The sequence below is a fragment of the Pseudomonas viridiflava genome (assembly GCF_900602065.1).
In the GTDB taxonomy this organism is placed as follows: Bacteria; Pseudomonadota; Gammaproteobacteria; order Pseudomonadales; family Pseudomonadaceae; genus Aquipseudomonas.
The window spans coordinates 1-279 of the sequence record NZ_UWFN01000143.1 but is presented as its reverse complement, the minus strand read 5'-3'; the positions used below and the strand labels follow the sequence as shown (position 1 = coordinate 279).

1 protein-coding gene is annotated in these 279 nt (G+C 50.2%); it reads right to left on the bottom strand.

What is annotated here, in order from left to right; translation table 11 throughout:
* Window positions 1–190: 190 nt before the first annotated feature.
* On the bottom strand, window positions 191–279 hold an 89-nt coding region (locus EE949_RS08360; RefSeq protein ID WP_122663873.1), incomplete at its 5' end, for a DUF933 domain-containing protein.

Below are 279 nucleotides of genomic sequence, written 5' to 3'. Positions count from 1 at the left end.
TTGAGTGCCAGTCTGAAAAAATGTTCACCCAGACGCAGTGATGGCAACATGAAAGTGCGCATTTTACATAGAAAGGTATGTGATCCCCATCAAATAATTCAGGGGCAGCAGAAATGCAAAAGCCCCGGTTAAGGGGCTTTGCAGTAATCACTCGAATGAGGGAGCAGAGTCTTCGAATGACCCTGTTTGGTTACACGTTGAAACGGAAGTGCAGCACGTCACCGTCCCTGACGATGTAGTCCTTGCCTTCCAGGCGCCATTTGCCCGCTTCCTCTGCGC